Origin of the sequence: Marinobacter flavimaris (genome assembly GCF_045057155.1) — a bacterium.
GTDB classification, from domain to species: domain Bacteria; phylum Pseudomonadota; class Gammaproteobacteria; order Pseudomonadales; family Oleiphilaceae; genus Marinobacter; species Marinobacter manganoxydans.
This window is the reverse complement of record NZ_CP171359.1, coordinates 1920895-1942295: the sequence shown is the minus strand read 5'-3', so window position 1 is coordinate 1942295 and position 21401 is coordinate 1920895. Positions and strand designations below refer to the sequence as shown.

Sequence of the window (21401 nt, the reverse complement as noted above, 5' to 3'; positions counted from 1 at the left end):
TCAGGACAGGCCTTTTGGGTAGAGCGGAGGCAGGTCCGCGCTGGTTTGCGACCGCCTGTGCTTCCGGAGCTGCTCAAGAGCCCTTGCCAATGGCCGACCATCCCAGGTGTCGTTCTCGTGGCCGGGCGCAAAGAGCCTGGCCTGGAGCCGTCTGAGTTCCGTTGCCAGTGTCTCGTCGCCAAAATGATCGACAACGTCGGCCGCCGAACGGAAGCCGTGGCCGGGGGCGTGCAGGTTTGCCCATTCCACCAGAAGTTCCGGTGTTACTGCTCTGCCATCCCTCACGGCCTTGATCAGACGGTCGAAGGCAGCATCTTCATGCCTGTCGTCGGTCGAGATCGGCGTGACTGTCTGGCTTTTGCGTGACCACCACCATGCCAACAGGGTGCCGGCCCAGAGAAGCCCCAACACCAGGCTGAGCCACTGCCAGAGCCCGGTTTCGGCCGAGGCGGTTTCAACCGATGCTTCAGTGGCGGCAACGTCCGGTTCCGGGGCCGACTCTACATCAGCGTCTTGCGGCGGTTCGCCGGCGGCAACGGCATTCGGGTCTTTTACGGTCAGTGTTTTCTCCGGTATCACGGCAACACGTTCGCGGTCCGCTTCCGTGTCCCACCAGTGAATGCGAATGGCAGGCAGGGTCATCTGCCCAGCCTCAACAGGCACCAGAGCTACGGACTGGTTCAGTGAGGATGTGAGGCCAGCGGGTGTGGTTTCGGTCTGACGTTCCGGCTCTTCGGGATAACTTCTCAACCCGTCTGGTACGGCATCAGGCAAGGGCGGCAGGGCCTCCGCGGGCAGTCCCGCTGCCGTCAGCCGGATTTCGCGGGTAATGTTTTCGCCGGTGGCGACTTCCAGAGACGGCGGAAGCCCGGACTCTTCAAGCGCTACGCCGGTTGCCGGTAACCACGTTTTACCACTGAATTGTGGTGGTACATCCTTGACCGGCACCTCAAACAGCTCCTCGCTGTCCCGCAGAAAACGGAGGCTACCGGAAGCGTCTCTGGCCTGGCCCTCGAAACGTACTGGAGGAAGGTTGAGGGTCCCCGCTCGCTGGGGGAATAGCGCATACCGGCGTTCCACAACACGGTATCTCACACCGTTGCGATAGCGGGAGAATTCCTGCTGCCGGCCCAGGGATTCAATGATGACATGGGGATGGGTCGGCTCGGACAGCTCTCCACGAATAAGGTTGCCCCGGAAGAAAAGCCGAACGGTCAGAATCAACTGCTCCTGCACATACACTTCATCTTTGTCGGCAGACAGCTCGATAAAGCTGTCGCGGCCGGGTGCGGCCTGATCCGGGGGTGAGCCATCCACCACTTCCACCGTTACCGGCTCTGACACTGCCCCTTTAAAAGTGAGCGCCGGGATGGTCAGCTTGCCGGTGGTTTTGGGTGCGAGCTGGTAGGTCCAGGTAATCTCGCCCACCATCTGGTTGTTCACGGTGCGGATACTGTATTGCTGGTTCTGGGCCAGAATCTCGAAATCCGGTTCCACTTTCTCGATATCCGGCTTGGGCAGGTTGGACATGTCGAAGTCAAACAGGTTGCCCAGGTTGATATCGATCTCCATGCTGCCCTTCACGGTCAGTGTGAGGACCTCACCCTCGTAAAGGCGGGTCCGGTCGGGCTCGACCGTCAGTTGCTGTGACTGTGTCTGTGCCTGGGCCGGCAGCCAGATTACTGTTAAGAGTGCCGTCAGCAGAAAAAGACAGACGGCGGGTGTAATCAGCCGTTTTACCATGGTGTATCGCCCTCATCGGATGGAGTCTGGCGTTGTTCATACTGCTGCAGGAACTTGCGCTGCAGTAAGCCGCCCGGATTGTCCGGCACCCGTCTGAGCCATTGTTCCTGGCTCTGGGTCAGCGGCGTTTCAGAAATAGGGGCGGGTGCCTGCGCCTGGCCTGACGGTGATTCCCCGTCGCCGGAGGCCTGCTCGGGATTGCCTTCCTCACCGGGCTCCTGCTGATTCTGCTCATCGGCCTGATTGTTTGGCTGATCCTGGTCGCCGGGCGAGGACTGGCTGTTTTCAGGGTTTTGCTGTTGATTACTCCCTGAGCGGCCGGAATTCTCGCTCTCACTGTTTCCGTCCTGATTCTGACGGTTTTGTTGCTGGTCGCCTTCGTTTCCCTCGTTGCCGGAGGAGTCCGAGGAATCCTGCGGGCTGCCGTCCTGGCTCTGGTTCTGCTGATTCAGAAGTTCCTCGACAATCCTCCGGTTGTGTCGGGCATCCGCCATGTCCGGCGCTTTTTCCAGGGCCGCATCGTAGGCGGCCAGAGCCTCCTCCAGTTTGCCGGCACGGGCCAGTGCGTTGCCCCGGTTATAACTGGCACGCGGGCCCTGTGACCGGGCAAACGCCTGGGCAGCGCTATCGAACTGGCCGGAACGATACAGTGCGGAACCCCGCCATTCCGGGTCGTCCAGCCGTCGGGCGGCTGTTTCCGGGCTCTTCTCAATCAGCTCAGGGGCTCTCTGATCCTCCCGTTGCCAGAGTTCATCCCAGCTTATGGCGGCAGCCGGCTGTGGCCAGACCGGCAACAGGATCAGGGCGAGGGCACTGAAGGCACCGCGGCGCCAGCCAAGCAAAACCATGGGAAGGGCGAGCCAGAGCAGCCAATAGCCGTCATCCTGCCAGCGACTGACCGTGAGGCCGTCTTCTGATGCCTGCCAGTCGTCACTGTCCTTCGGGCTCAGGTTCAGGGATTGAACATCGGTATCATCCAGGGTCAGTTCATGGCTCTGGCCACCGGTGCTGCGAGCGAGGTCCGACAGCGCTTCCGGGTTGGCCCGACTGATAACAATGTCGCCGTTTTCACGGATAAATCCGCGCCGGGCCAGGGGTATGGGGCCACCCTCCTCGGTTCCGACAACGAGAGTATTGAGCACGTAACCGGTACCAGACAGGGTGTCCCGGATCGTCCCGGTGTAACGATCGTTGATGTCGTCAGTGATCATCAGGATCCGGCCCTCGCCTGGGGCGCCCTGCTGGAGTAATTCCTTTGCCCGGGCAACTGCGAGGTCTGCCCGATTGCCTGTGGCTGGCATGATGACCGGGTCCAGCACATTGAGCATCCCCTCGATTGTGCGACCGTCATCCGTTAATGGTGTGACCACGTGGGCGTCGCCGGAAAACACGAGCAGGCCGGTCAGGCTGCCTTCCCGGAGCTCGAGAATATCCCGGATTTTCCGTTTGGCCCGGGTCAGGCGATCAGGCTCCACGTCCGTGGCCAGCATGGACAGGGAGAGGTCCAGTGCAATCACAAGACTGTCGCCGGGTTGTTTCAGTGGAGTAGGTGCCTCCCGCCAGGCGGGCCCTGCCAGCGCCAGGGACAGAATGACCAGGGCAGCGGTGGCCGGAGCCAGAGGCGATTTTGCCGCTTTTCCCGAGCTGCCATCATGGCGAATCAGCGGCGATAGCAAGCGGGCCGGAATCAGTCGTGACCAGCCGCTGTCGCCCAGACGCAACTGTCGAAAGGCCAGGTACATGAACGGAACCAGCAGCATCAGCAAGAGCCAGAACGGGCGCAGGAAATGAAAGTCAGCCCACATGCGTATCATCCTCCTTCGCGTTCCGGCGGGAGTCAGCAACAAGCTCCCGGCCATAGCGAACCAGGAACAGGGCCAGCCACAGGAGAATGGCGAGCCCGGCGGGCCAGACATAGAGTTCGGTCACCGGCCGATAGAACTTGCCCTCCAGCTCGATAGGTTCCAATTGATCGATGCTCTCGTAGATGAGTTCCAGCTCCGGCAGGCTCCGTGCCCGGAAATACTCCCCGCCGGTCTGCTGGGCCATGCGGGTTAGCAGGTTTTCGTCCAGATCCCTGGATGGGTTGACCCGGCGCGAACCCAGCAGCCCACGCTGGACCATGGACTCGGCGCCAATACCAATGGTGTACAGGCGAATGCTGGCGGCCGCGGCGATTTCGGTAGCTTTGTCTGGGGTGATTTCGCCCGCAGTATTGGCGCCATCAGTCAGCAGGACCACAACGCGCTGATCCTGGGGCCGGTTTCTCAGGCGTTTCGTTGCCAGGCCCACGGCGTCGCCAATGGCCGTGGCGCGCCCGGCCATGCCAAGGCCCGCCTCACGCATCAGGGTTCTGACCGTCTCCAGATCGAAGGTGAGCGGCGCCTGTACGTAGGGCTCGGTGCCGAACAGGATCAGACCTAACCGGTCACCCTGGCGGCGGGAGATAAAGTCATCAAGCACGCGCTTGACCGCCTGCAATCGATTAATACTCCGGCCCTGAAGGACCATATCCTGTTCATCCATGCTGGGGGAGATGTCGACGACCAGCATGAGATCCCGGCCGGAAACGGGCATCTGGACCTGCTCGCCCACATGCTGCGGCCGTGCCAGAGCAACCACCAGAAGCGTCCACATCAGGAACAGCAACAGTTGCTGCCAGAGCGGTACGGCATTGCCACGACGACTGACACCGGGCAGGTCCGACAGCCAGTGGCCAACCGGCAACACGGGCGCGTCGACCGATTGCGCTCCGGGCTTGCGCCATTTGAGAATCAGGGGCAAGAGCACCAGAACCAGAGCCCAGGGCCAGGCGAGATTCAGCATTTCTGACCTCCCAGCCACAAACGGGCGAACGCCAGGGCGTCGGCCGGCTTGGTTGAAACCTCAGGTCGCCAGGCACTGTGAACCAGCGCTTCGGCGACCGGTCTGGACGCAACCCGGTCCTTCGGGGCGGTCTTTAACAGGAATTCCACCCAGGCATCGCCGGTCAGCGCTTCCGGGTGCTGTTCCGGGTAGCGCTCGCGGGCGGCCTGCTTCAGCAGGGTGTTCAGTTGTGTGAACCACGCGGGGGTCGTGGCTGCTGATCGTTCCAGTCTGGCGAGTTCGGCCCGAGCGGAGCGGAACCACCGGTTTCTTTGTCTCCGCCGGATAAACAGCCAGACCAGGGCAGCAAGCACAGCAATGAGCAAAATGGCCAATACCCACCAACCTGGCGCCGGAGGCCAGAGGCCCCCTGTTTCAGGCAGGTGAATGTCCCGAAGCTGGCTGAGTGGATCCTGCGGGTTCATCCTATGCGGCCTCCGGGTCCCAGCAGCAATTTGAGGGTCGCTGCGGGGTCATTCGCCGTGGACACTTCTGCCATGGTAACGCCGGAGGTACGGAAACACTCTGCCAGCCGGTGTTCATGGTTGGTGACTTTCTCGTGCCAGGCCTTCTGGAACCGGAGGTTTCCGGCATCGAACCACACCGGTCCGTCCGGGCCGGCCACCGCAAAGCGTCCGCTTTTCGGCAACTCTTTTTCCAATGGATCCACGATCCTCAGGGCGCTAACGCCGTTATGGCGGGCGAGCGCGCCGAGCAGGGTGCCCGTCTCCTCTGAGATATCCAGGAAATCGCTGATCACGAAAATCCGGCTACCGGTATGGGCCACCCTGCGAGCCTCGGTCAGTGCCATGTCCAGGCGGCTCTGGCCGGACGGCTCGTTTTGTTCCGGCCCTCGATTATCCCTTCTTTGCAGTTCATCGAGAGTATCCAGCAGTCGCAGCACTGATTTCTTCCGCCGCGCCGGGCGAAGCACTCTCAGGGCCTCGTCGTTAAAGACAATGCCACCTACCTGATCGCCCGACCAGAGTGCCAGCCAGGCCAGAATGGAGGCGATCTGTGCGCAACGAACCTGCTTGAAGGCGCCGGTACTGGCAAAAAACAGGCTTGGGCCGAGATCGCAAAGAAGAAGAACGGGCCGTTCCCGTTCCTCCTCATAAAGCTTGGTATGGGGCTCCTGACGCCGCGCCGTTACCCGCCAGTCGATGCTACGGATGTCGTCCCCGGGCTGGTACAACCGTACCTCGGCAAACGCCATGCCCCGGCCGCGTTGCGGCGAGCGCTGCAAGCCGGCCTGACGCGTCCGAACCGGGCGGGCAGAGGGCAGTTTCAGTGCCCGTGCGTCTGCCTGCAGGCGGATCAGATCCGGTAGGCCGATGTGCGTTATTGCGTCGGTGTTGCCCATGCCTGACGGCTCCCGTGTCTTGCTTCCGTCGATGGCTTCAGGCGCTCACCGGAACACGTTCGATCAGCCGTTCGATAACCGTGTCAGCGGTCATGCCTTCGGCCTCTGCTTCGAACGTGAGGAGGATGCGGTGTCGTAGCACATCGAAGGCCATGGCTCGGACATCGTCGGGTGTTACGTAATCCCGGCCGTCTAGCCAGGCCAACGCCCGGGCGCAGCGGTCCAGGGCGATGGTGCCACGGGGGCTGGCGCCGAAGGCTGTCCACCGGGCCAGTTCCGGGTCCAGTGCCGCCGGGTCGCGGGTTGCCAGCACCAGGGCCAACAAATATTGCTCTACGGGTTCCGCCATGTAGATGTTCGCGACTTCCGCGCGGGCATCAAACACCTGGTCTGGCGTCAGGCGAAGGTCCGTTTTCGGAAGGCCGTGACGATAATCGTTACGGGCCAGTTGCAGGATGGCCTTCTCCGCTTCCGCCGACGGGTAGTGGATAACCACGTGCATCAGAAAGCGGTCCAGCTGGGCTTCGGGCAGCGGGTAGGTACCTTCCTGCTCAATGGGATTCTGGGTGGCCATCACCAGGAACAGCCGGTCCAGCGGAAACGTGCGCATCCCGACGCTGATCTGGCGTTCACCCATGGCCTCGAGAAGGGCAGACTGCACCTTGGCAGGCGCACGGTTGATTTCATCCGCAAGCACCAGGTTGTGGAAGATGGGGCCGCGCTGGAATTCGAACTGCCCGGTTTCCGGGCGGTAGATTTCACTGCCCATAACGTCTGAGGGCAGCAGGTCTGGCGTAAACTGGATTCTGTGAAAGTCGCCTTCCAGATGGTCGGCAAGCGCCTTGATCGCCGTGGTTTTTGCCAGCCCCGGGGCGCCTTCTACAAGCAGGTGGCCGTCGGCAAGAAGCGCGATCAGCAGACGATCCACCAGTTTTTCCTGCCCGATTATCCGTTTGGCTAACTGTTCCCGTAACTCACCGAACGTATGCTGTAGCGACATTGGAAATGACTGCTCTCTGTATCTGAGGATTTTCCGGAGAAACCCGTATCGTGCGTAGGTAGTTGCCGAAGTTTTGGCGTCTGGCCGGCAAAAATCAAGGGTTTGACTATGCTTATGTGACGATACGCCGATTACGTTTATTTCACACTAACTGAGGTCGACCATGAATGCGCTGACAGTGGCCAGCAAGGATCAATTCTTTGAACAGTTGGCTGACGCTTTCGCTAAGAAGATTTCCAAAACCGAAGCCAAGAAAATCAGCGAATTTGCCAAGCAGCATTATGCTCATATTCCCCTTGAAGAGTTGGTCAGTCGACGATTTGCGGATACCTACGGCGCCGTTCTGGCCGCCTGGCAGTTTCTGCAGAAGCGGTCTGCCGAGGAAACTCCGGTTGCTGTTTTCAACCCCGACCTGGAGAGTGACGGTTGGCAATCGACCCACACCGTTGTTTTTATCCTGCATCCGAACATTCCGTTTCTGATCGATTCCCTGCGCATTGCGATCAACCACCGGGAGATCGGTACCCATTCTATCCAGCACTCGATCCTGCAGGTGAACCGCGACCAGAATGGCAAACTCGAGAAGCTGCACACGTCTAAAAAGAAAGCCTCCGGTTCGGACTACGAGGCGTTCATTGTCCTCGAGATTGATCGGCACAGTAATCCCGAGGATCTCCGTGATCTGGAAGATACCCTGCAGAACGTGCTTCATGAGGTGCGGATCGCTGTCAGCGACTTCCCGGTAGTTACCGAGAAAGTGAACGAGATTCTCGGTGAGCTGGACAACACCACGGCGGGCATTAACGAGGAGCAGAAAGAAGAGGCCAGGGCGTTTCTGGAATGGCTCGCCCGGGACCATTTTACGTTCCTTGGCTACGATGAGTACGACTTTGCCAAGGACAAGAGTGGCATGGTGGTGCGTCGGGTAGAGAATTCCGAACTGGGTATCCTCCGGGTCAATAACGAGCGCCCGGACCGGGTTCGCCTGAACGAACTGCCGCAGCGCACGCGCCACGAGATGACCCGAAGCGATGATATTTTCATCTTCGCCAAATCGGCCCAGCGCTCGCGGGTGCATCGGCCCGCCTACCCGGACTACATCGCAGTCAAGAAATTCAACAGCAAAGGCGAGGTGGTCGGTGAACGGCGGTTCCTGGGCCTTTACACCGCCCGTGTCTATAACGAACGGCCGGACGAGATTCCCCTGCTGCGCCGTAAATTTCAGAGCGTGATGAAACGGTCCGGTTTTCTGCGTGACGACTACGCCGGTAAAGAACTCGAGCAGATCCTGACAGTGTATCCCCGGGACGAACTGTTCCAGATCGAGCAGGACGAGCTGCTCAAGGTGGCCAAAAGTATCCTGTACATCCAGGAGCGTCGCCGGATCGAATTGTTCCTGAGGGAAGACGTTTATGGCCAGTTCGTGACCTGCCTGGCGTTTTTTCCGAGGGACATCTACAACACCGAACTACGGCTGAAAGTCGAGCAGGTGCTGGTTGACCGGTTGGGAGCGGAAGACGTCGAGTTTGTCACCCACTTTTCCGAGTCGGTCCTTGCGCGGGTCCAGTTCACCATCCGGGTACCCCAGGTCGAGAACCGCCAACTGCCCACGGAGGAGATCCGGGAAAAGGTTATCGAGCTTGCCCAGTCCTGGCGTGATGGGTTGTCTGAAGCCCTGAGTGAGGCCTGGGGCGAAGAGCAGGGCAATGAGCTCTATCGCTTGTGGGCGGGCGGTTTTCCGGCCAGCTACACCGATATGTTCTCGCCAAGGCGAGCGGCGATCGATCTGGAGCATATCGCTTCATCGGCGAACAATCATGACCTTGCCATGAGCTTCTACCGGGCTCTGGAAGAAGACGAGAGCACGCTGCATTTCAAGCTTTTCTACCCGGACGAACCGTTGCCGCTTTCCGATGTGATGCCGATCTTCGACAACCTCGGCTTCCGGGTTATCGGCGAACACCCCTTCGAGGTCATCGACCGGCACAACAAAACGGTGTGGATTCACGACTTCACGCTCCAGGCTCACCAGGGGACTGTTGTCGATATTCATCGTATCCGTCCGATCTTTGAGGAGCTGTTCCGCCGGGTGTGGTACGGAGAAGCGGAAAACGACGCCTTCAACCGGATGCTGCTCTCTTCCTACATGAGCTGGCGGGAAATCGCGCTGTTGCGGACCTACGCCCGGTATATGCGCCAGATACGCTTTTCCAACAGTCAGACCTTTATCTCCAACACGCTGGTGAACCACGTTGAACTGACCCGCCTGCTGCTGGAATTTTTCGAAATACGTTTCAATCCGGAGCGTTACCAGAGCCCCGGGAAGAGTGAGGCAGCCCAGCAGAAGCTGGAGATCGAATTCAATGCCGGCCTCGAAGACGTTGAGAATCTGAGTGAAGACCGGGTGCTTCGACTCTACCTGGAGCTCATGCAGGCGACCCTGCGTACCAACTACTATCAAACAGACGAGGCTGGCGGCCCCAAGCCCTACATCAGCGTGAAGTTCGATCCTGCCCGGATCCCGGACATGCCCCTTCCGATGCCGATGTTCGAGATTTTCGTGTACTCGCCGCGCGTCGAAGGCGTACACCTGCGGGGTGGCAAGGTCGCCCGCGGCGGCTTGCGCTGGTCAGACCGGTTTGAGGATTACCGCACCGAGATTCTGGGGCTGGTCAAGGCCCAGCAGGTCAAGAATGCGGTTATCGTGCCGGTCGGCGCCAAAGGTGGCTTTGTGGCCAAGCGCCTGCCGGATCCGTCGGACAGGGAGGCTTTCCAGGCCGAGGGCATCGAAGCCTATAAGACATTTATCCGGGGGTTGCTGGATATCACCGACAATCTGGTGGATGCCGGCATTGCGCCGCCGGAACGGGTGATCCGTCATGACGACGACGACCATTACCTGGTTGTGGCGGCTGACAAGGGTACGGCAACCTTCTCGGACATCGCCAATGGTCTGGCCTCGGAATACGGTTTCTGGATGGGCGATGCCTTCGCCTCCGGCGGAAGCAATGGTTACGACCACAAGAAAATGGGCATCACGGCCCGGGGTGCCTGGGTCTCTGTAGAGCGGCATTTCCGGGAAATGGGCATCAACCCCGGGCTGGACGAGTTCACCGCCATCGGCATTGGCGACATGGGTGGTGATGTCTTCGGCAATGGCATGTTGTGCTCAGAGAAGACCAAGCTGGTCGCTGCTTTCAACCACGTGCATATCTTTGTCGACCCTTCACCGGATCCGGAGAAGAGCTACAAGGAACGGATGCGTCTGTTCGGACTTCCGCGATCCGCCTGGACCGATTACGACAGCAAGCTGATTTCCAAGGGAGGCGGGGTTTTCAGCCGGAATTCAAAATCTATCCCGGTCAGCCCGGAAATGAAGAAACTGCTGGGTATCAAATCGGATCGGGTGCCACCAAACATGCTGATCTCGCACATCCTCAAGGCCCAGGTCGACCTGCTCTGGGTCGGTGGCATTGGCACCTATGTGAAGGCCGCCAGTGAATCCCACAGTGATGTGGGCGACAAGGCCAACGACGGTCTGCGGATCAACGGTTCGGATCTTCGCTGCAAGGTGGTCGGTGAGGGCGGCAACCTTGGGCTTACCCAGCTCGGTCGCATTGAATTTGCGCTCAAGGGCGGACGCCTGAACACGGACTTTATCGACAACTCCGGCGGTGTGGATTGTTCTGACCACGAGGTCAACATGAAGATCCTGCTCAACCGGGCCGTTGCCATGGGTGATCTCACTAACAAGCAGCGCAACATCATGCTTGAGGAGATGACCGATGACGTCGCGGAGTTGGTGCTCAAGAACAACTACCGGCAGACCCAGGCCATCAGTATTGCCAGCGAGGATGCAGCGACCCGGCTGGAAGAGTATCGCCGGCTGATGAATACCTTTGAGAGCGAGGGCAAGCTCAACCGTGCCCTGGAGTTCCTGCCCGATGACGAGACCCTGTCCGAGCGCAAGCTGGACAAGAAAGGGCTGACCCGGCCGGAACTGTCGGTTCTCATTTCCTATGTGAAGGGCGACCTGAAGCAGACCTTGATCGACAGCACCCTGCCTGACGATCCCCTGCTGGCCGGTGAAATGTACAAGGTGTTTCCCAGGGATCTGACCCAGAAATTCTCGAAGGAGCTGGGAGAGCATCAGCTGCGGCGTGAAATCATCGCGACACAGATTGCCAATGACATGGTCAACCACATGGGGATTACCTTTGTGGAGCGTTTGAACCAGTCTACTGGGGCCGATGCCGCCTCTATTGCTCTGGCCTGGATTATCGCCCGTGACGTGTTCCGCATTGATAACTGGTGGGACAGGATTGAAGCCCTGGATTTCCATGTCTCAGCCCAGCTACAGATGGAGCTGATGCAGGACCTGATGCGCCTGATGCGCCGTTCGGTGCGCTGGCTGTTACGCAACCGTCGGGCGGAGCTGAGCATTCAGCACCACATGGAGCGCTTTGCCGACAGCGTCTGGGCGATTACAGCGGGGCTGCCCGAGTATCTTGGTGATCAGGCGAAAACCACCTGGGAGAAACGGCATCAGGCTCTGGTGGATGCCGGGCTGCCATCAGAGCTGGCGTCCGTGGTTTCGGGTACCGGCCACCTGTACTCGTCTCTGGGTATCATCGAGGCCCACGAAGCCTCTGGCATGCCACTGAAGACGGTGGCCAATCTCTACTATGAGCTGGGTGACCGCCTGGATCTGAACTGGTTCGCGAGCGCCATTGCATCGCTGCAGCCCGGCTCACACTGGCAGGCCCTGGCCCGGGAAAGTTTCCGGGAAGATCTCGACTGGCAGCAGCGGGCGCTAACCACCGGTGTCTTGAAGCTGGCAGACAAGCCGGAAGACGTGCCGGCCTGCGTGGAGGCGTGGCTGTCCCGCCATCAGCAGATGATCGACCGCTGGAAATCCATGCTTTCCGAGCTCAAGGGTGTGCGGGAGCCGGAGTACGCCATGTTCTCTGTGGCCCTGCGTGAGTTGCTGGATCTGGCCCAGAGCACCATGCATCAGCCTCATGCGGAGGTGGAAGTGCAGACCAACTGAGTATTGCTTTGGGATGCGTATTCCCGTTCAATCGCCGGACGGGAATCATCAAACGGAGTGGGATAATGGGTCAGCTTGACCATCTTCTGGAAAAAAACCGGGCCTGGGCAGACGGTATCAAGGCCCAGGATCCGCAGTTTTTTACCCGCCTGTCGAATCAGCAGGCACCGGAATACCTGTGGATTGGTTGCGCAGACAGCCGCGTGCCCGCCAACCAGATCGTCGATCTTCTGCCGGGGGAGCTTTTTGTTCACCGGAACGTGGCCAACGTGGTTGTCCACACGGATTTTAACTGTCTGTCGGTACTGCAGTTCGCCATCGAAGTATTGAAGGTCAAACATGTCCTGGTGGTTGGCCACTATGGCTGTGGCGGCGTCAGGGCGGCATTGCTCAATGAAGGATTTGGACTGATCAGCAACTGGCTTCGACACGTTCAGGATGTCCGTGACCGGCATCAGCAAGTACTCGATGCCCTGCCGGGCGTTCAGGATCGGGTCGACCGTCTGTGCGAACTCAACGTGGTTGAGCAGGTGGGGCATGTTTGCCAGAACAGCATTGTTCAGGAAGCCTGGCGGCGGGGTCAGCCGCTCACGGTTCATGGCTTTGTCTACGATGTCTCGGATGGGGTTCTGCGGGATATGGGGTTGTCGGTAGCCTGCGAGGAAGATCGTGAGCGGGTACGGCAGAACAGCATCGATGAGCTGGTTCAGAGGCCGGTACGCTCTGGACGCCAGAAAATCATGCAGTGAAGAATGTAAAATTGCGTCAAAAATTCGTGAAGGGCGTCACTTCCTGACCCTCGGCGTCATCACAGTTGGTCACCTCCTGCTTTGCTAGAGTAGATACTGCAGTAAGCGAGGAGTGTGACCATGAAAGAATTGATGCAAAAAGCCCTGACAGTTCTGAACCAGAGGAAAGATGCCACGGCCAGCGCGGAGTCACGGGGTCGGGGGCGGAAATCGTCTGATGCCGGTCAGGCTGAGGACTGGGGTATGTCACCGGAGGACGCCCTGAGGGTTGGAACGGTTGCCCGTTACAAGTGATTGAAGATTTGATGGTATTTCCTCTCTGAAGGCCCTCCGGTCTCCGTCTTTCAAGGGAGACGCGAGGGCTCATTCCGGTTAGCATATCCCGTCTTTGAACTACCCACTCGGGATAAGCCCATCAATGTCATTGCCCAATTCCCATGAAGTCCTGTTGCGAAACCGCCACCTTGTGCAGGGGAGGCTGGCCCTTTTGGGCGTATCCGCTGGTGAGCTGCTGACGGATTTGCCCGCTGGCGGTATGGCAATGAGTGAGCATGCCGGTGTGTGTGCCTCACTCAGCGGGCGCGACGGCTGGCAGATCTGTTTTGGCTACGACGATCCTGCTCTGGCTGCCGATACCTTTGACACACTCGTGGTTTTTCTTCCCAAGGCCCGGGCGGAGCTTGACCTGCGTCTTGCCCTGGCACGCTGGCTGGCAGCACCCCGCGCTCGACTGGTGCTGGTAGGTGAGAAGAAAGAAGGCATTGCCGGGGCCGTGAAACAACTCAAGGCCGTGGCGCCGCAGGCTACCAAGACCGATAGCGCCCGGCATTGCCAGGTCTGGTGTGCTGAGAATATCGAACCTCTTCCAGAATTCTCGCTTCGGGAGTGGATGACCTGGACCGGGATTGACTGCCAGTCGGTTCACCTGGATGTTGCCGGACTGCCCGGTATTTTCAGTCTTGGTGAGCTGGACGACGGTACCCGCTTGCTGATGGAAACGCTGGACAGGGCGCCTCTGCGGTCTGGCCCGGTTCTGGATTTTGCCTGTGGTGCGGGTGTCCTCGGTGCCTGGCTCCATCGCTGGCAAGAGCGGCAGGACCTTCCCCGGCTGACGATCGACGGGATTGATGTTCAGTCCCAGGCCGTTATCTGTGCAAGGGCCACCTATGAGCGCAATGGCGTTTCCGGGCGGATCATGGCTTCGGACGGCCTTCCGGGCATCGAGGGTTCATGGCCCGTTATTCTCAGTAATCCACCCTTTCACTCTGGTGTCAGAACAGACCTGTCGATGACTGAGCGTTTTCTTCGGGAGGTAGTGCGCCATCTGGCGCCGGGTGGTGAGGTGCGCCTGGTGGCGAACAGTTTTCTGCCCTACGAGCCATTGATGAAGCGCTGTATCGGCCCGGTTGAACGATTGCGGGAGAATCAGCGTTTTACCGTTTATCGCGCTTTTCGACGTTCCTGAACGAAAAAAGCCCCTGGGGTGAGGGGCAAGAGGTTCGCGTCCAGAACAACGGAGCCAACCGGAAAAGGGATGTTCAGCGTGAACACCTTCCACGTTAGGGTTAATTTCTAGAATAAACAGCCTAGAATGGCGCTTTTGTGACAAAAGGCCTCCAGCATGCCCGAAATGACAACCGCCCAACTTGATTTCTCCGGAGGCTCACTGATTCTTGCCCGGCCAGGCACTGGTGATCCGACGCTGAGGGCATGGGATGCGGCGGACGAGCTTCTGCTTGAGGAAGCCATTTGCGCGGCGGCAGCCCTGGGTGAGCCCCGTGTTCTGGTGGTGGATGATCAGTTCGGGGCTCTTTCACTGGGGCTGGCAGCGCTCTCTCCGACCGTGGTGGCCGACAGTGCTGTGTTGCCCGCTGCCCTGGCACATAATGCTTCTTTGAATCCGGAAGTCACGCCACCTGAATCTGTTTTCAGCTGGATTAATGCGCCCGAGGGCCCGTTTGACCTGGTGGTATTGAGAATACCCCGCCAGGCCGACTATCTGGCCTGGTTGCTGCGCTGGCTCAATCGCGTGATGGCGGATTCCGGCGTGTTGCTGGCAGGCGGCATGATCAAGCATCTACCGGCAAGAAGCGTTGATGTGTTCGCCGAAGCTGTACGGACAGAGCAGGTGCTGCCGGCGCGAAAGAAAGCGCGGGTGATTCGATGTAACAGGGGCGCTGCGACTCTCGCGGATTGGTCAGCGACCTGGAAAGGTTACCGATTGGGCGACCGAAAAGGTGATGTGGGCATAGAGGCATTGCCGGCGGTGTTTGCCCGGGAAAAGCTGGATATCGGCACCCGCCTGATGTTGCCACATGTGGTCAACGAGGTGTCGACGGCCAGGGCTGGCGATTCGGTGCTTGATCTGGCCTGCGGTAACGGCGTATTGGGCCTGGCGGCGCTGTCGGAGCGACGGGATCTGCAGTTGGTTTTCAGCGATGTTTCAAGCCAGGCCGTGCTCAGTGCCCGTCGTAATGTTGAAAAAGCCTTTCCGGATGCCAAAGCCGCTTTCTCCCATCGCGATGGTATTGAGTCCGATCCGGGAGCCTTTGATCTGATACTACTGAACCCGCCGTTCCACGAGGGTGGTGTGGTCGGTGATCACATCGCACTTCGGTTATTCGAGCAGGCGTCGCAACACCTGAGGCCGGGCGGTCGCCTGCTCCTGGTAGGAAATCGACACCTTGGCTATCACCGAAGCCTGCGCCGGTACTTTTCGTCAGTGGAGCAGCTGGACGCCAGCCCCAAGTTCGTGGTGTTTCGGGCTGGCAACCGCTGAATAACCTGTCAGATTACAATGTTGGCGCCGGGCGGTCATACCCGAGCCGGGCCAGGGTATCCACGATGGTCTGGGTCTGGCTGTCTATTTCAATATTCACCCGCTGGCCCTCTTCACAGGACCCAAAGGTTGTGGCCCGCAGCGTCTCCGGGATCAGATGGATGTTGAACCGGTTGCCCCGTACCTCGCCAATAGTCAGGCTGGCGCCATTGATGGCGATGTAGCCTTTGGGGAAGATGTAGCGGGCCCATTCCTCGGGCACCTCAAACCATAGCGTGACGTTGTTTTCCGTACGCCGTATTTCGACAATGTTGGCCGCCGTATGTATATGGCCAGAAAGCAGGTGGCCACCAATTTCATCCCCAATGCGGGCGGCGCGCTCGAAATTCACCTGGTCCCCGGTAGTCAGCTCACCCAGCGTGGTAAGTCTCAGGGTTTCCTGCATGGCATCGAAATAGAGCACGCTGTCTTCCTGGCGTGTGACGGTCAGGCAGGTTCCGTTGATTGCCACCGAGGCGCCGATGGAAACGCCATCTGCCTTTTCTGCGGGGAGGCGAATGGCAAAAGTGCTGAGCCCGGGCTCTGCGGTGACGTCTTCAATGGTTGCAATGCCCTGGACAATGCCTGTGAACATAAGCCTGACCTCATTCAATGTGGTATGGGGCGCCTTTCCGGCAGGTGCGCCAAGGATAGCGAGCGGGCTGACTGATGCCAAGGCCCGACTGATGTCGGTATACCGGGGTAAACATTCAAGTATCCTGCATCATGGTCGATACCCTTCATAACCCCTGAATTCGGACAATCTGCCATGGCTGAAAATCAGAGTAAGGCCGCCACCCGGGCAAACAGTCCGGCGCAGGCCCCCGTGCTGCGCCCTGGTCGGGCGGCCGATCCTGTGCCCGTCCCCGTGGCCCCTGGCGACCAGACTCCGGCGACGGTTCCAGCCAATCCGGCGGCGGAATCGGCACCGACCGGTCAGGCGCCAGAGACCAGTTCCGAATCCGAACCATCGGCTGATAGGGGAGAGTCCCGGGACACCGACAGTGGCAAGCCGGAAAGGGTGCTGGCGGAATCCCGCCAGCGCAAGCTCAGGCTGATGCTGCGCCAGTGCGACCGGGTCCTGTTAATGGATTTCGACTTGCTGGCGATGAACGGCTGGCCGGACAACTACACGATGGCCGAGGCGCGCCGGAGTCGGGACCTGTGGCTGTTCAGTGCGTTGATTGCGGCGGCTGTCTTTCTGAGCGGATTAACCGGGTTTGTGCCAGCCTGGATAGCTGGTGGTGGCTTCGGCGCCTTTGTCATCATTCTGTTGTTGGGAGTGCCTGCCGTACGCAGAATCTACACCACCAAACCCTCCTACCTTGATCTGATAATAACTCGCCAGCGGATGCTCCGTGAGGCAAGGCAACACGTCGCCCACCTGGAGGGGTCGGATGGCCTTATCTGGCAATGTGCGCGGATGGCGGATTTTAACCCGGCGCTGAAAAATACCCGGTTCAGTCACCTTCTGAGGTTGTCAGAGAGTCGCAGTCTGTCCCGGCAATTGACCCGCCGAGAGCACGTGCGTCTTTATCTGATTTGTCTGCTGGAAGCAGAGAAGGCGTACAGCCGCGTCCAGAAAGCATTTTTCGAGGGTAACCAGGAAGCCCTTGACCGGGGCTGGGAGGAAGTAGCGGCAGAGCCTGAGCCCAGAACTTGACACAAGTGCACTTCAAACGTATGTTTCAAACAGACGTTTGCTAGAGGCATTGATAACAAAATGGCGCAGTCTGATACCGTTGACCGGATTCTCGATGCAGCCGAAGAGCTGTTCGCCGACCGGGGTTTCTCGGAAACCTCGCTCAGGATGATTACCAGTAAGGCTAAAGTAAATCTGGCCGCTGTCAATTACCACTTTGGCTCAAAGAACGCCCTGATCCATGCCGTATTTGCGCGCTTTCTGACGCCGTTTTCCGCGACACTGGAAAACGCCTTCGACGAGCTCGAAGAGCGGTGTGACGGCAAACCGCCAACGCTGAATCAAACGCTATGGGCACTTACGGAAAGCGCGGTGCGCATGCCCCAGCGTAACGAGAAGGGTATCTCCATCTTCATGCGCCTGCTCGGGCTTGCCTACACCCAGTCCCAGGGGCATTTGCGCAAGTTCCTGGAACAGGAATACAGCGAGCCTTTCAGCCGTTTCATGCGGCTGCTCAAGGAGGCGACCCCGCAGCTATCCTCTGTTGACCGTTACTGGCGCATCCAGTTCATGCTCGGGGCAACGGCGTTCACCATGTCCAGCAGCGATGCCCTGAGGGACATCCTGCAGAACAAGCTGGGTGTGGAAACCACGATCCAAGAAATTGCTGCCCGCCTGGTTCCCTTCCTGGCTGCCGGGATGCAGGCGGAAGACGCCATGCTGATTCCGCCGGTCGGCAGCAAGGTCTCGGTTGCCTGAGTTCCTCTCTCTCGGTTAGGCTTCCCCTCTGAACCTCCGAGGGAGCCTGGCCGGTTTTGACGCATCCCGCATCCGTCCGCATCGACATTGATCTGCCCCTTCAGCGCCTCCGGCTTGAAACCGGAGGCGGTGAGCTTATTGCATCCTATCCGGTTTCCACTGCGCTGAATGGCGCGGGTGAGAGCGATGGCAGTGGCTGTACGCCCCGGGGAGAGCATTATATCCGGGCCTGTATTGGCGCCGGACTTCCGGCCGGAACTGTCTTCCGGGCCCGGCGCCCCACCGGCGAAATCTACAGCGCCGAACTTGCCCGGCGGCACCCTGACCGCGACTGGATCCTGAGTCGGATTCTCTGGTTGTGTGGCCGCGAATGGGGCAAAAACAGGGGGCCGGGTGTCGATACTTTCCGCCGCTTCATATACATTCACGGCACGCCGGACAGCGAGCCTATGGGAATACCGCTGTCCCACGGCTGTGTGCGGATGCGCAATGAAGACATTGTTGATCTTTTTGATCGCGTTGTGCCGGGAACGGTCGTTTCCATTCGATAAACCTTTCGAGACCAGAGGGATCCGATGATCGGGGATGTTATGGCCATGGTGAGTGGCTGGATCGAGAATTTCGGGCTGCTGTCTGAAGCCTGGCGTGTCGGGATTGTCGTATTTGCGCTGGTGTTCGCAACGGCCGCGGTGGCGTACATCGCAAGCCACATTATCGTTGCTATCGAGCGCAAGTTCAGCCAGACCAAAAACCTGTGGGACGATGCCTTGTTGCACGCCGCCCGCAAACCGGTCGTGGCCTTTGTCTGGTTGCAAGGCGTCTACTGGGCTGCAGAAGTGGCTCATCGCTACTCGGAAGCGGAGATCTTCAAGGTCAACGATTCGCTTCTGCAGCTCGGGTTTGTCTTCGTTCTGGTATGGGCGGTCCTGAGGCTGATCAAGGAAGCCGAGGGGATTCTGGTATCGCCGCTGAAAATGAAACAGCCCATGGACTACACCACCGTCAACGCGGTGAGCAAGTTGTCCCGGGCGGTGGTTATCATTACCGCGGTGCTGATTGCGATGCAGTCCATGGGCTACAGCATTTCCGGGGTCCTGGCCTTCGGCGGCGTGGGTGGTATTGCAGTCGGCTTCGCCGCGAAGGACCTGTTGGCCAACTTTTTCGGCGGTTTTATTATCCATCTCGACCGACCGTTCAAGGTTGGGGACTGGGTGCGGTCCCCGGACCGAAACATTGAGGGTACGGTTGAGCACATCGGCTGGCGTCTGACCACCATCCGTACCTTCGACAAACGTCCGCTTTATGTGCCCAATGCTGCGTTTACCACCATCGCAGTGGAAAACCCCTCACGCATGACCAACCGCAGGATCTACGAGACGATTGGCATCCGGTATGCCGATGTCGGGCAGATGGCAACCATCGTCGACGACATCAAGGCCATGCTGCAGCAGCATGAGGACATCGACAGCGATCAGACCCTGATTGTGAACTTCCTGGCGTTCAACGCGTCGTCTCTGGATATCATGGTGTACACCTTCACCAAGACCACCCAGTGGGTGCAGTTCCACGAGGTGAAGCAGGATGTATTGCTGAAAATCAGCGACATTATCGAGGGTTACGGTGCCGAAGTGGCCTTCCCGACCCGAACTCTGCATCTTCCGGACGGCGTCCGGCTATCCGGATCGCAGTCCGCGGGAGCCTCGGACAAGAGCGAGGCGGATTCTTCCGGCAAGAGCGCCGAGACATTGCAGAACCGTCAGACAACCGGAGATTTGGAAGACTCAGGAGATTCAGAATGACGTCACCGGAGAAAATGCACCCTGTTGGCATCATTGGCGGCACCGGCCTCACCACTCTGTCAGGCCTTGAGATTACCGGTGAGAAGCCGGTCAGGACATCCTGGGGCGTTCCATCCGCGCCCCTCGTTGAGGGCCACTTGGGGGATCAGCCGGTCATCTTCCTGTCGCGCCATGGTAACCCCCATCGTATTCCACCCCACCAGGTGAACTATCGGGCCAATTTGCGGGCCCTCTACGAAGCCGGGGTCCGAACGGTGATCGGGGTTAACGCTGTGGGTGGGATTCACCCGGATATGGGGCCTGCCCATGTGGTTATTCCCGACCAGATTATTGACTACACCTGGGGGCGTGCCAGCACCTTTTACGAGGGCGATCTGGACTCGGTAACCCACATTGATTTCACCTGGCCCTACGACGAGAGCGCGCGGCAGATCCTGATTGATGCCGCCGGAGCAGAAAACGTCCCGTTTTCCGGTTTCGGAGTGTATGGCGCAACCCAGGGCCCGAGGCTGGAAACCGCGGCTGAAATCATCCGGATGGAGCGGGACGGCTGCGACCTGGTAGGAATGACCGGTATGCCGGAAGCCGCGCTGGCGGCGGAACTTGGAATGCGTTACGTCTGTCTGGGTTTGGTGGTGAACTGGGCGGCTGGAAAATCCGACCATATCATCACCATGGAAGAAATTGAGGCGGCCATCGAGCAGGGAATGTCCGGGGTCAAGCGGATCCTCGAAGTCTCGATGGCTGGCCTTGGGGTGCTTACTCCGTTGCCTCAATCTTCTTGAAAAACACCAGCACGCCGATCGTGGGGGAATCGAGGAAGTGGATTTCCTCACTGCGCATCCGGCGGGTTTCCCGAATCCAGGTCAACAATTCCAGGGGCGCGGGTTCAGCCAGAACAGGTAGTTGCTGACCGGCTGTTTCTCCGGTTGCTGCTGACATTGGGGCGGAGTCACTTGCTCCGGATGCGTCCGGAGCGGGGGGTGTTTCTTCAGAGAGCTCGGTCGCAGCCTCTACAGGCGGCTCCGATGTCTCTTCTGCCAGTTGCCAGTGGTTCAGATGCACATTGACGTGCAAATAGCGTTGCCGGTCGATGGTGATGTGTCCCTCAACCTCCCGGGTGCGAGCCTCATTCAGCCAGTCACCTGCTTCAACCCGCAAGGGTGTCCCCTCGTAATCTGGTGGAAACGCCTCGTACCAACCGGCAGCCACAAGCACACGGTAACGGCCACTGCGTTCGAGTCTGGCGGCGGCACTGGCAAGATGGAGATCCTTTCGGGGCGCCAATTCCAGTGTGGTTTCCGTGGTGCCATTCTCCAGCGATGACCAGAGAACCTCTTCGGTCTCAAGGGGCGGCTCTACCGAGCGATCAGACATCCGTTCGTTCACAGCTTCCGGCTCTACGATCCGCTCAAGAATGACAAACTCCGCCCGGTAGTAGTCATCCGGAACCGGCGTGCCGGGCTCAAGAGGCAAGGTTGCCCTGTCAAGCTGCTGTGCGGCGCCTGTTAGAGAAAAGCTCAGAAGCAGAGCTGCCAGGATGGCCCGGGTCGGGTATCGGCACCAGCGAATTCCATCAATTTGCAAGGGTCGTACTCCACTTGTTGGTCGGC

18 protein-coding genes are annotated in these 21401 nt (G+C 59.3%); 10 read left to right on the top strand and 8 right to left on the bottom strand.

The window, feature by feature from the left end; all coding sequences use genetic code 11:
* The 6 genes from ACGK9W_RS08975 to ACGK9W_RS08950 are packed head-to-tail and all read right to left on the bottom strand — an operon-like array spanning position 1 to position 6971.
* Positions 1-1743 (bottom strand): BatD family protein, encoded by a 1743-nt coding sequence (locus ACGK9W_RS08975; RefSeq protein WP_008173110.1) that lies wholly within the window; start codon positions 1741-1743, stop codon positions 1-3.
* Complete coding sequence (locus tag ACGK9W_RS08970; RefSeq protein WP_405420452.1) at positions 1737-3548, bottom strand: VWA domain-containing protein; 1812 nt, start codon at positions 3546-3548, stop codon at positions 1737-1739. The genes ACGK9W_RS08975 and ACGK9W_RS08970 overlap by 7 nt, the downstream gene beginning before the upstream one ends.
* The gene (locus ACGK9W_RS08965) at positions 3538-4569 is read right to left on the bottom strand and encodes a vWA domain-containing protein (RefSeq protein WP_405420449.1); all 1032 of its coding nucleotides are present in this window, start codon (positions 4567-4569) and stop codon (positions 3538-3540) included. Before ACGK9W_RS08965 ends, ACGK9W_RS08970 begins: the two co-directional genes overlap by 11 nt.
* The gene (locus ACGK9W_RS08960; RefSeq protein ID WP_008173120.1) at positions 4563-5033 is read right to left on the bottom strand and encodes a DUF4381 domain-containing protein; all 471 of its coding nucleotides are present in this window, start codon (positions 5031-5033) and stop codon (positions 4563-4565) included. Before ACGK9W_RS08960 ends, ACGK9W_RS08965 begins: the two co-directional genes overlap by 7 nt.
* Complete coding sequence (locus ACGK9W_RS08955) at positions 5030-5971, bottom strand: DUF58 domain-containing protein (protein ID WP_008173122.1); 942 nt, start codon at positions 5969-5971, stop codon at positions 5030-5032. The genes ACGK9W_RS08960 and ACGK9W_RS08955 overlap by 4 nt, the downstream gene beginning before the upstream one ends.
* Before the next feature lie 37 nt (positions 5972-6008).
* The gene (locus ACGK9W_RS08950; protein WP_008173123.1) at positions 6009-6971 is read right to left on the bottom strand and encodes a MoxR family ATPase; all 963 of its coding nucleotides are present in this window, start codon (positions 6969-6971) and stop codon (positions 6009-6011) included.
* A 163-nt stretch (positions 6972-7134) separates the two neighbouring features.
* On the opposite strand from ACGK9W_RS08950, the gene ACGK9W_RS08945 reads away from it, so the two are divergent.
* From ACGK9W_RS08945 to ACGK9W_RS08925, 5 genes are all read left to right on the top strand, one after another.
* Positions 7135-12021 (top strand): NAD-glutamate dehydrogenase, encoded by a 4887-nt coding sequence (locus tag ACGK9W_RS08945; RefSeq protein ID WP_405420446.1) that lies wholly within the window; start codon positions 7135-7137, stop codon positions 12019-12021.
* Between the two features lie 65 nt (positions 12022-12086).
* Positions 12087-12770 (top strand): carbonate dehydratase, encoded by a 684-nt coding sequence (gene can, locus ACGK9W_RS08940; RefSeq protein ID WP_008173125.1) that lies wholly within the window; start codon positions 12087-12089, stop codon positions 12768-12770.
* 120 nt (positions 12771-12890) lie between these two features.
* Positions 12891-13064, top strand: a complete 174-nt coding sequence (locus tag ACGK9W_RS08935) for a hypothetical protein (protein WP_008173126.1) — start codon at positions 12891-12893, stop codon at positions 13062-13064.
* Positions 13065-13188: 124 nt separating this feature from the next.
* On the top strand, positions 13189-14235 hold the full coding sequence (locus ACGK9W_RS08930) for a class I SAM-dependent methyltransferase (RefSeq protein WP_008173127.1): 1047 nt from the start codon (positions 13189-13191) through the stop codon (positions 14233-14235).
* Positions 14236-14400: 165 nt separating this feature from the next.
* Positions 14401-15549 carry a class I SAM-dependent methyltransferase gene (locus tag ACGK9W_RS08925; RefSeq protein ID WP_273072126.1) on the top strand — a complete coding sequence of 383 codons (1149 nt, stop codon included), beginning with the start codon at positions 14401-14403 and terminating at the stop codon, positions 15547-15549.
* A gap of 13 nt (positions 15550-15562) precedes the next feature.
* Here the strand turns inward: ACGK9W_RS08925 and ACGK9W_RS08920 are convergent, their stop codons facing one another.
* Positions 15563-16183, bottom strand: a complete 621-nt coding sequence (locus ACGK9W_RS08920; protein WP_008173129.1) for a riboflavin synthase — start codon at positions 16181-16183, stop codon at positions 15563-15565.
* Positions 16184-16357: 174 nt separating this feature from the next.
* Between ACGK9W_RS08920 and ACGK9W_RS08915 the strand changes: the two genes are divergently transcribed.
* From ACGK9W_RS08915 to ACGK9W_RS08895, 5 genes are all read left to right on the top strand, one after another.
* Positions 16358-17251 (top strand): hypothetical protein, encoded by an 894-nt coding sequence (locus tag ACGK9W_RS08915; protein ID WP_273017784.1) that lies wholly within the window; start codon positions 16358-16360, stop codon positions 17249-17251.
* A 60-nt stretch (positions 17252-17311) separates the two neighbouring features.
* Positions 17312-17989: a TetR/AcrR family transcriptional regulator gene (locus ACGK9W_RS08910; protein ID WP_273017752.1), complete on the top strand. Its 678-nt coding sequence runs from the start codon at positions 17312-17314 to the stop codon at positions 17987-17989.
* An 86-nt stretch (positions 17990-18075) separates the two neighbouring features.
* Positions 18076-18540: a L,D-transpeptidase family protein gene (locus ACGK9W_RS08905; protein WP_405421017.1), complete on the top strand. Its 465-nt coding sequence runs from the start codon at positions 18076-18078 to the stop codon at positions 18538-18540.
* 24 nt (positions 18541-18564) lie between these two features.
* Positions 18565-19788 (top strand): mechanosensitive ion channel family protein, encoded by a 1224-nt coding sequence (locus tag ACGK9W_RS08900; protein WP_273017754.1) that lies wholly within the window; start codon positions 18565-18567, stop codon positions 19786-19788.
* Entirely contained in the window at positions 19785-20573 is a 789-nt protein-coding gene (locus ACGK9W_RS08895; RefSeq protein WP_273017755.1) for an S-methyl-5'-thioinosine phosphorylase, read from the top strand. Before ACGK9W_RS08900 ends, ACGK9W_RS08895 begins: the two co-directional genes overlap by 4 nt.
* Here ACGK9W_RS08895 and ACGK9W_RS08890 read toward each other — a convergent pair.
* On the bottom strand, positions 20548-21375 hold the full coding sequence (locus ACGK9W_RS08890; protein WP_008175078.1) for a CsiV family protein: 828 nt from the start codon (positions 21373-21375) through the stop codon (positions 20548-20550). The two genes, ACGK9W_RS08895 and ACGK9W_RS08890, sit on opposite strands and share 26 nt — an antisense overlap.
* Positions 21376-21401: the final 26 nt, after the last annotated feature.

What these genes read in the sequence shown, in the direction of transcription:
- ACGK9W_RS08975 (WP_008173110.1), bottom strand. Translation starts at nt 1,743, where the DNA reads ATGGTAAAACGGCTGATTACACCCGCCGTCTGTCTTTTTCTGCTGACG.
- ACGK9W_RS08970 (WP_405420452.1), bottom strand. Translation starts at nt 3,548, where the DNA reads ATGTGGGCTGACTTTCATTTCCTGCGCCCGTTCTGGCTCTTGCTGATG.
- ACGK9W_RS08965 (WP_405420449.1), bottom strand. Translation starts at nt 4,569, where the DNA reads ATGCTGAATCTCGCCTGGCCCTGGGCTCTGGTTCTGGTGCTCTTGCCC.
- ACGK9W_RS08960 (WP_008173120.1), bottom strand. Translation starts at nt 5,033, where the DNA reads ATGAACCCGCAGGATCCACTCAGCCAGCTTCGGGACATTCACCTGCCT.
- ACGK9W_RS08955 (WP_008173122.1), bottom strand. Translation starts at nt 5,971, where the DNA reads ATGGGCAACACCGACGCAATAACGCACATCGGCCTACCGGATCTGATC.
- ACGK9W_RS08950 (WP_008173123.1), bottom strand. Translation starts at nt 6,971, where the DNA reads ATGTCGCTACAGCATACGTTCGGTGAGTTACGGGAACAGTTAGCCAAA.
- ACGK9W_RS08945 (WP_405420446.1), top strand. Translation starts at nt 7,135, where the DNA reads ATGAATGCGCTGACAGTGGCCAGCAAGGATCAATTCTTTGAACAGTTG.
- can (WP_008173125.1), top strand. Translation starts at nt 12,087, where the DNA reads ATGGGTCAGCTTGACCATCTTCTGGAAAAAAACCGGGCCTGGGCAGAC.
- ACGK9W_RS08935 (WP_008173126.1), top strand. Translation starts at nt 12,891, where the DNA reads ATGAAAGAATTGATGCAAAAAGCCCTGACAGTTCTGAACCAGAGGAAA.
- ACGK9W_RS08930 (WP_008173127.1), top strand. Translation starts at nt 13,189, where the DNA reads ATGTCATTGCCCAATTCCCATGAAGTCCTGTTGCGAAACCGCCACCTT.
- ACGK9W_RS08925 (WP_273072126.1), top strand. Translation starts at nt 14,401, where the DNA reads ATGACAACCGCCCAACTTGATTTCTCCGGAGGCTCACTGATTCTTGCC.
- ACGK9W_RS08920 (WP_008173129.1), bottom strand. Translation starts at nt 16,183, where the DNA reads ATGTTCACAGGCATTGTCCAGGGCATTGCAACCATTGAAGACGTCACC.
- ACGK9W_RS08915 (WP_273017784.1), top strand. Translation starts at nt 16,358, where the DNA reads ATGGCTGAAAATCAGAGTAAGGCCGCCACCCGGGCAAACAGTCCGGCG.
- ACGK9W_RS08910 (WP_273017752.1), top strand. Translation starts at nt 17,312, where the DNA reads ATGGCGCAGTCTGATACCGTTGACCGGATTCTCGATGCAGCCGAAGAG.
- ACGK9W_RS08900 (WP_273017754.1), top strand. Translation starts at nt 18,565, where the DNA reads ATGATCGGGGATGTTATGGCCATGGTGAGTGGCTGGATCGAGAATTTC.
- ACGK9W_RS08895 (WP_273017755.1), top strand. Translation starts at nt 19,785, where the DNA reads ATGACGTCACCGGAGAAAATGCACCCTGTTGGCATCATTGGCGGCACC.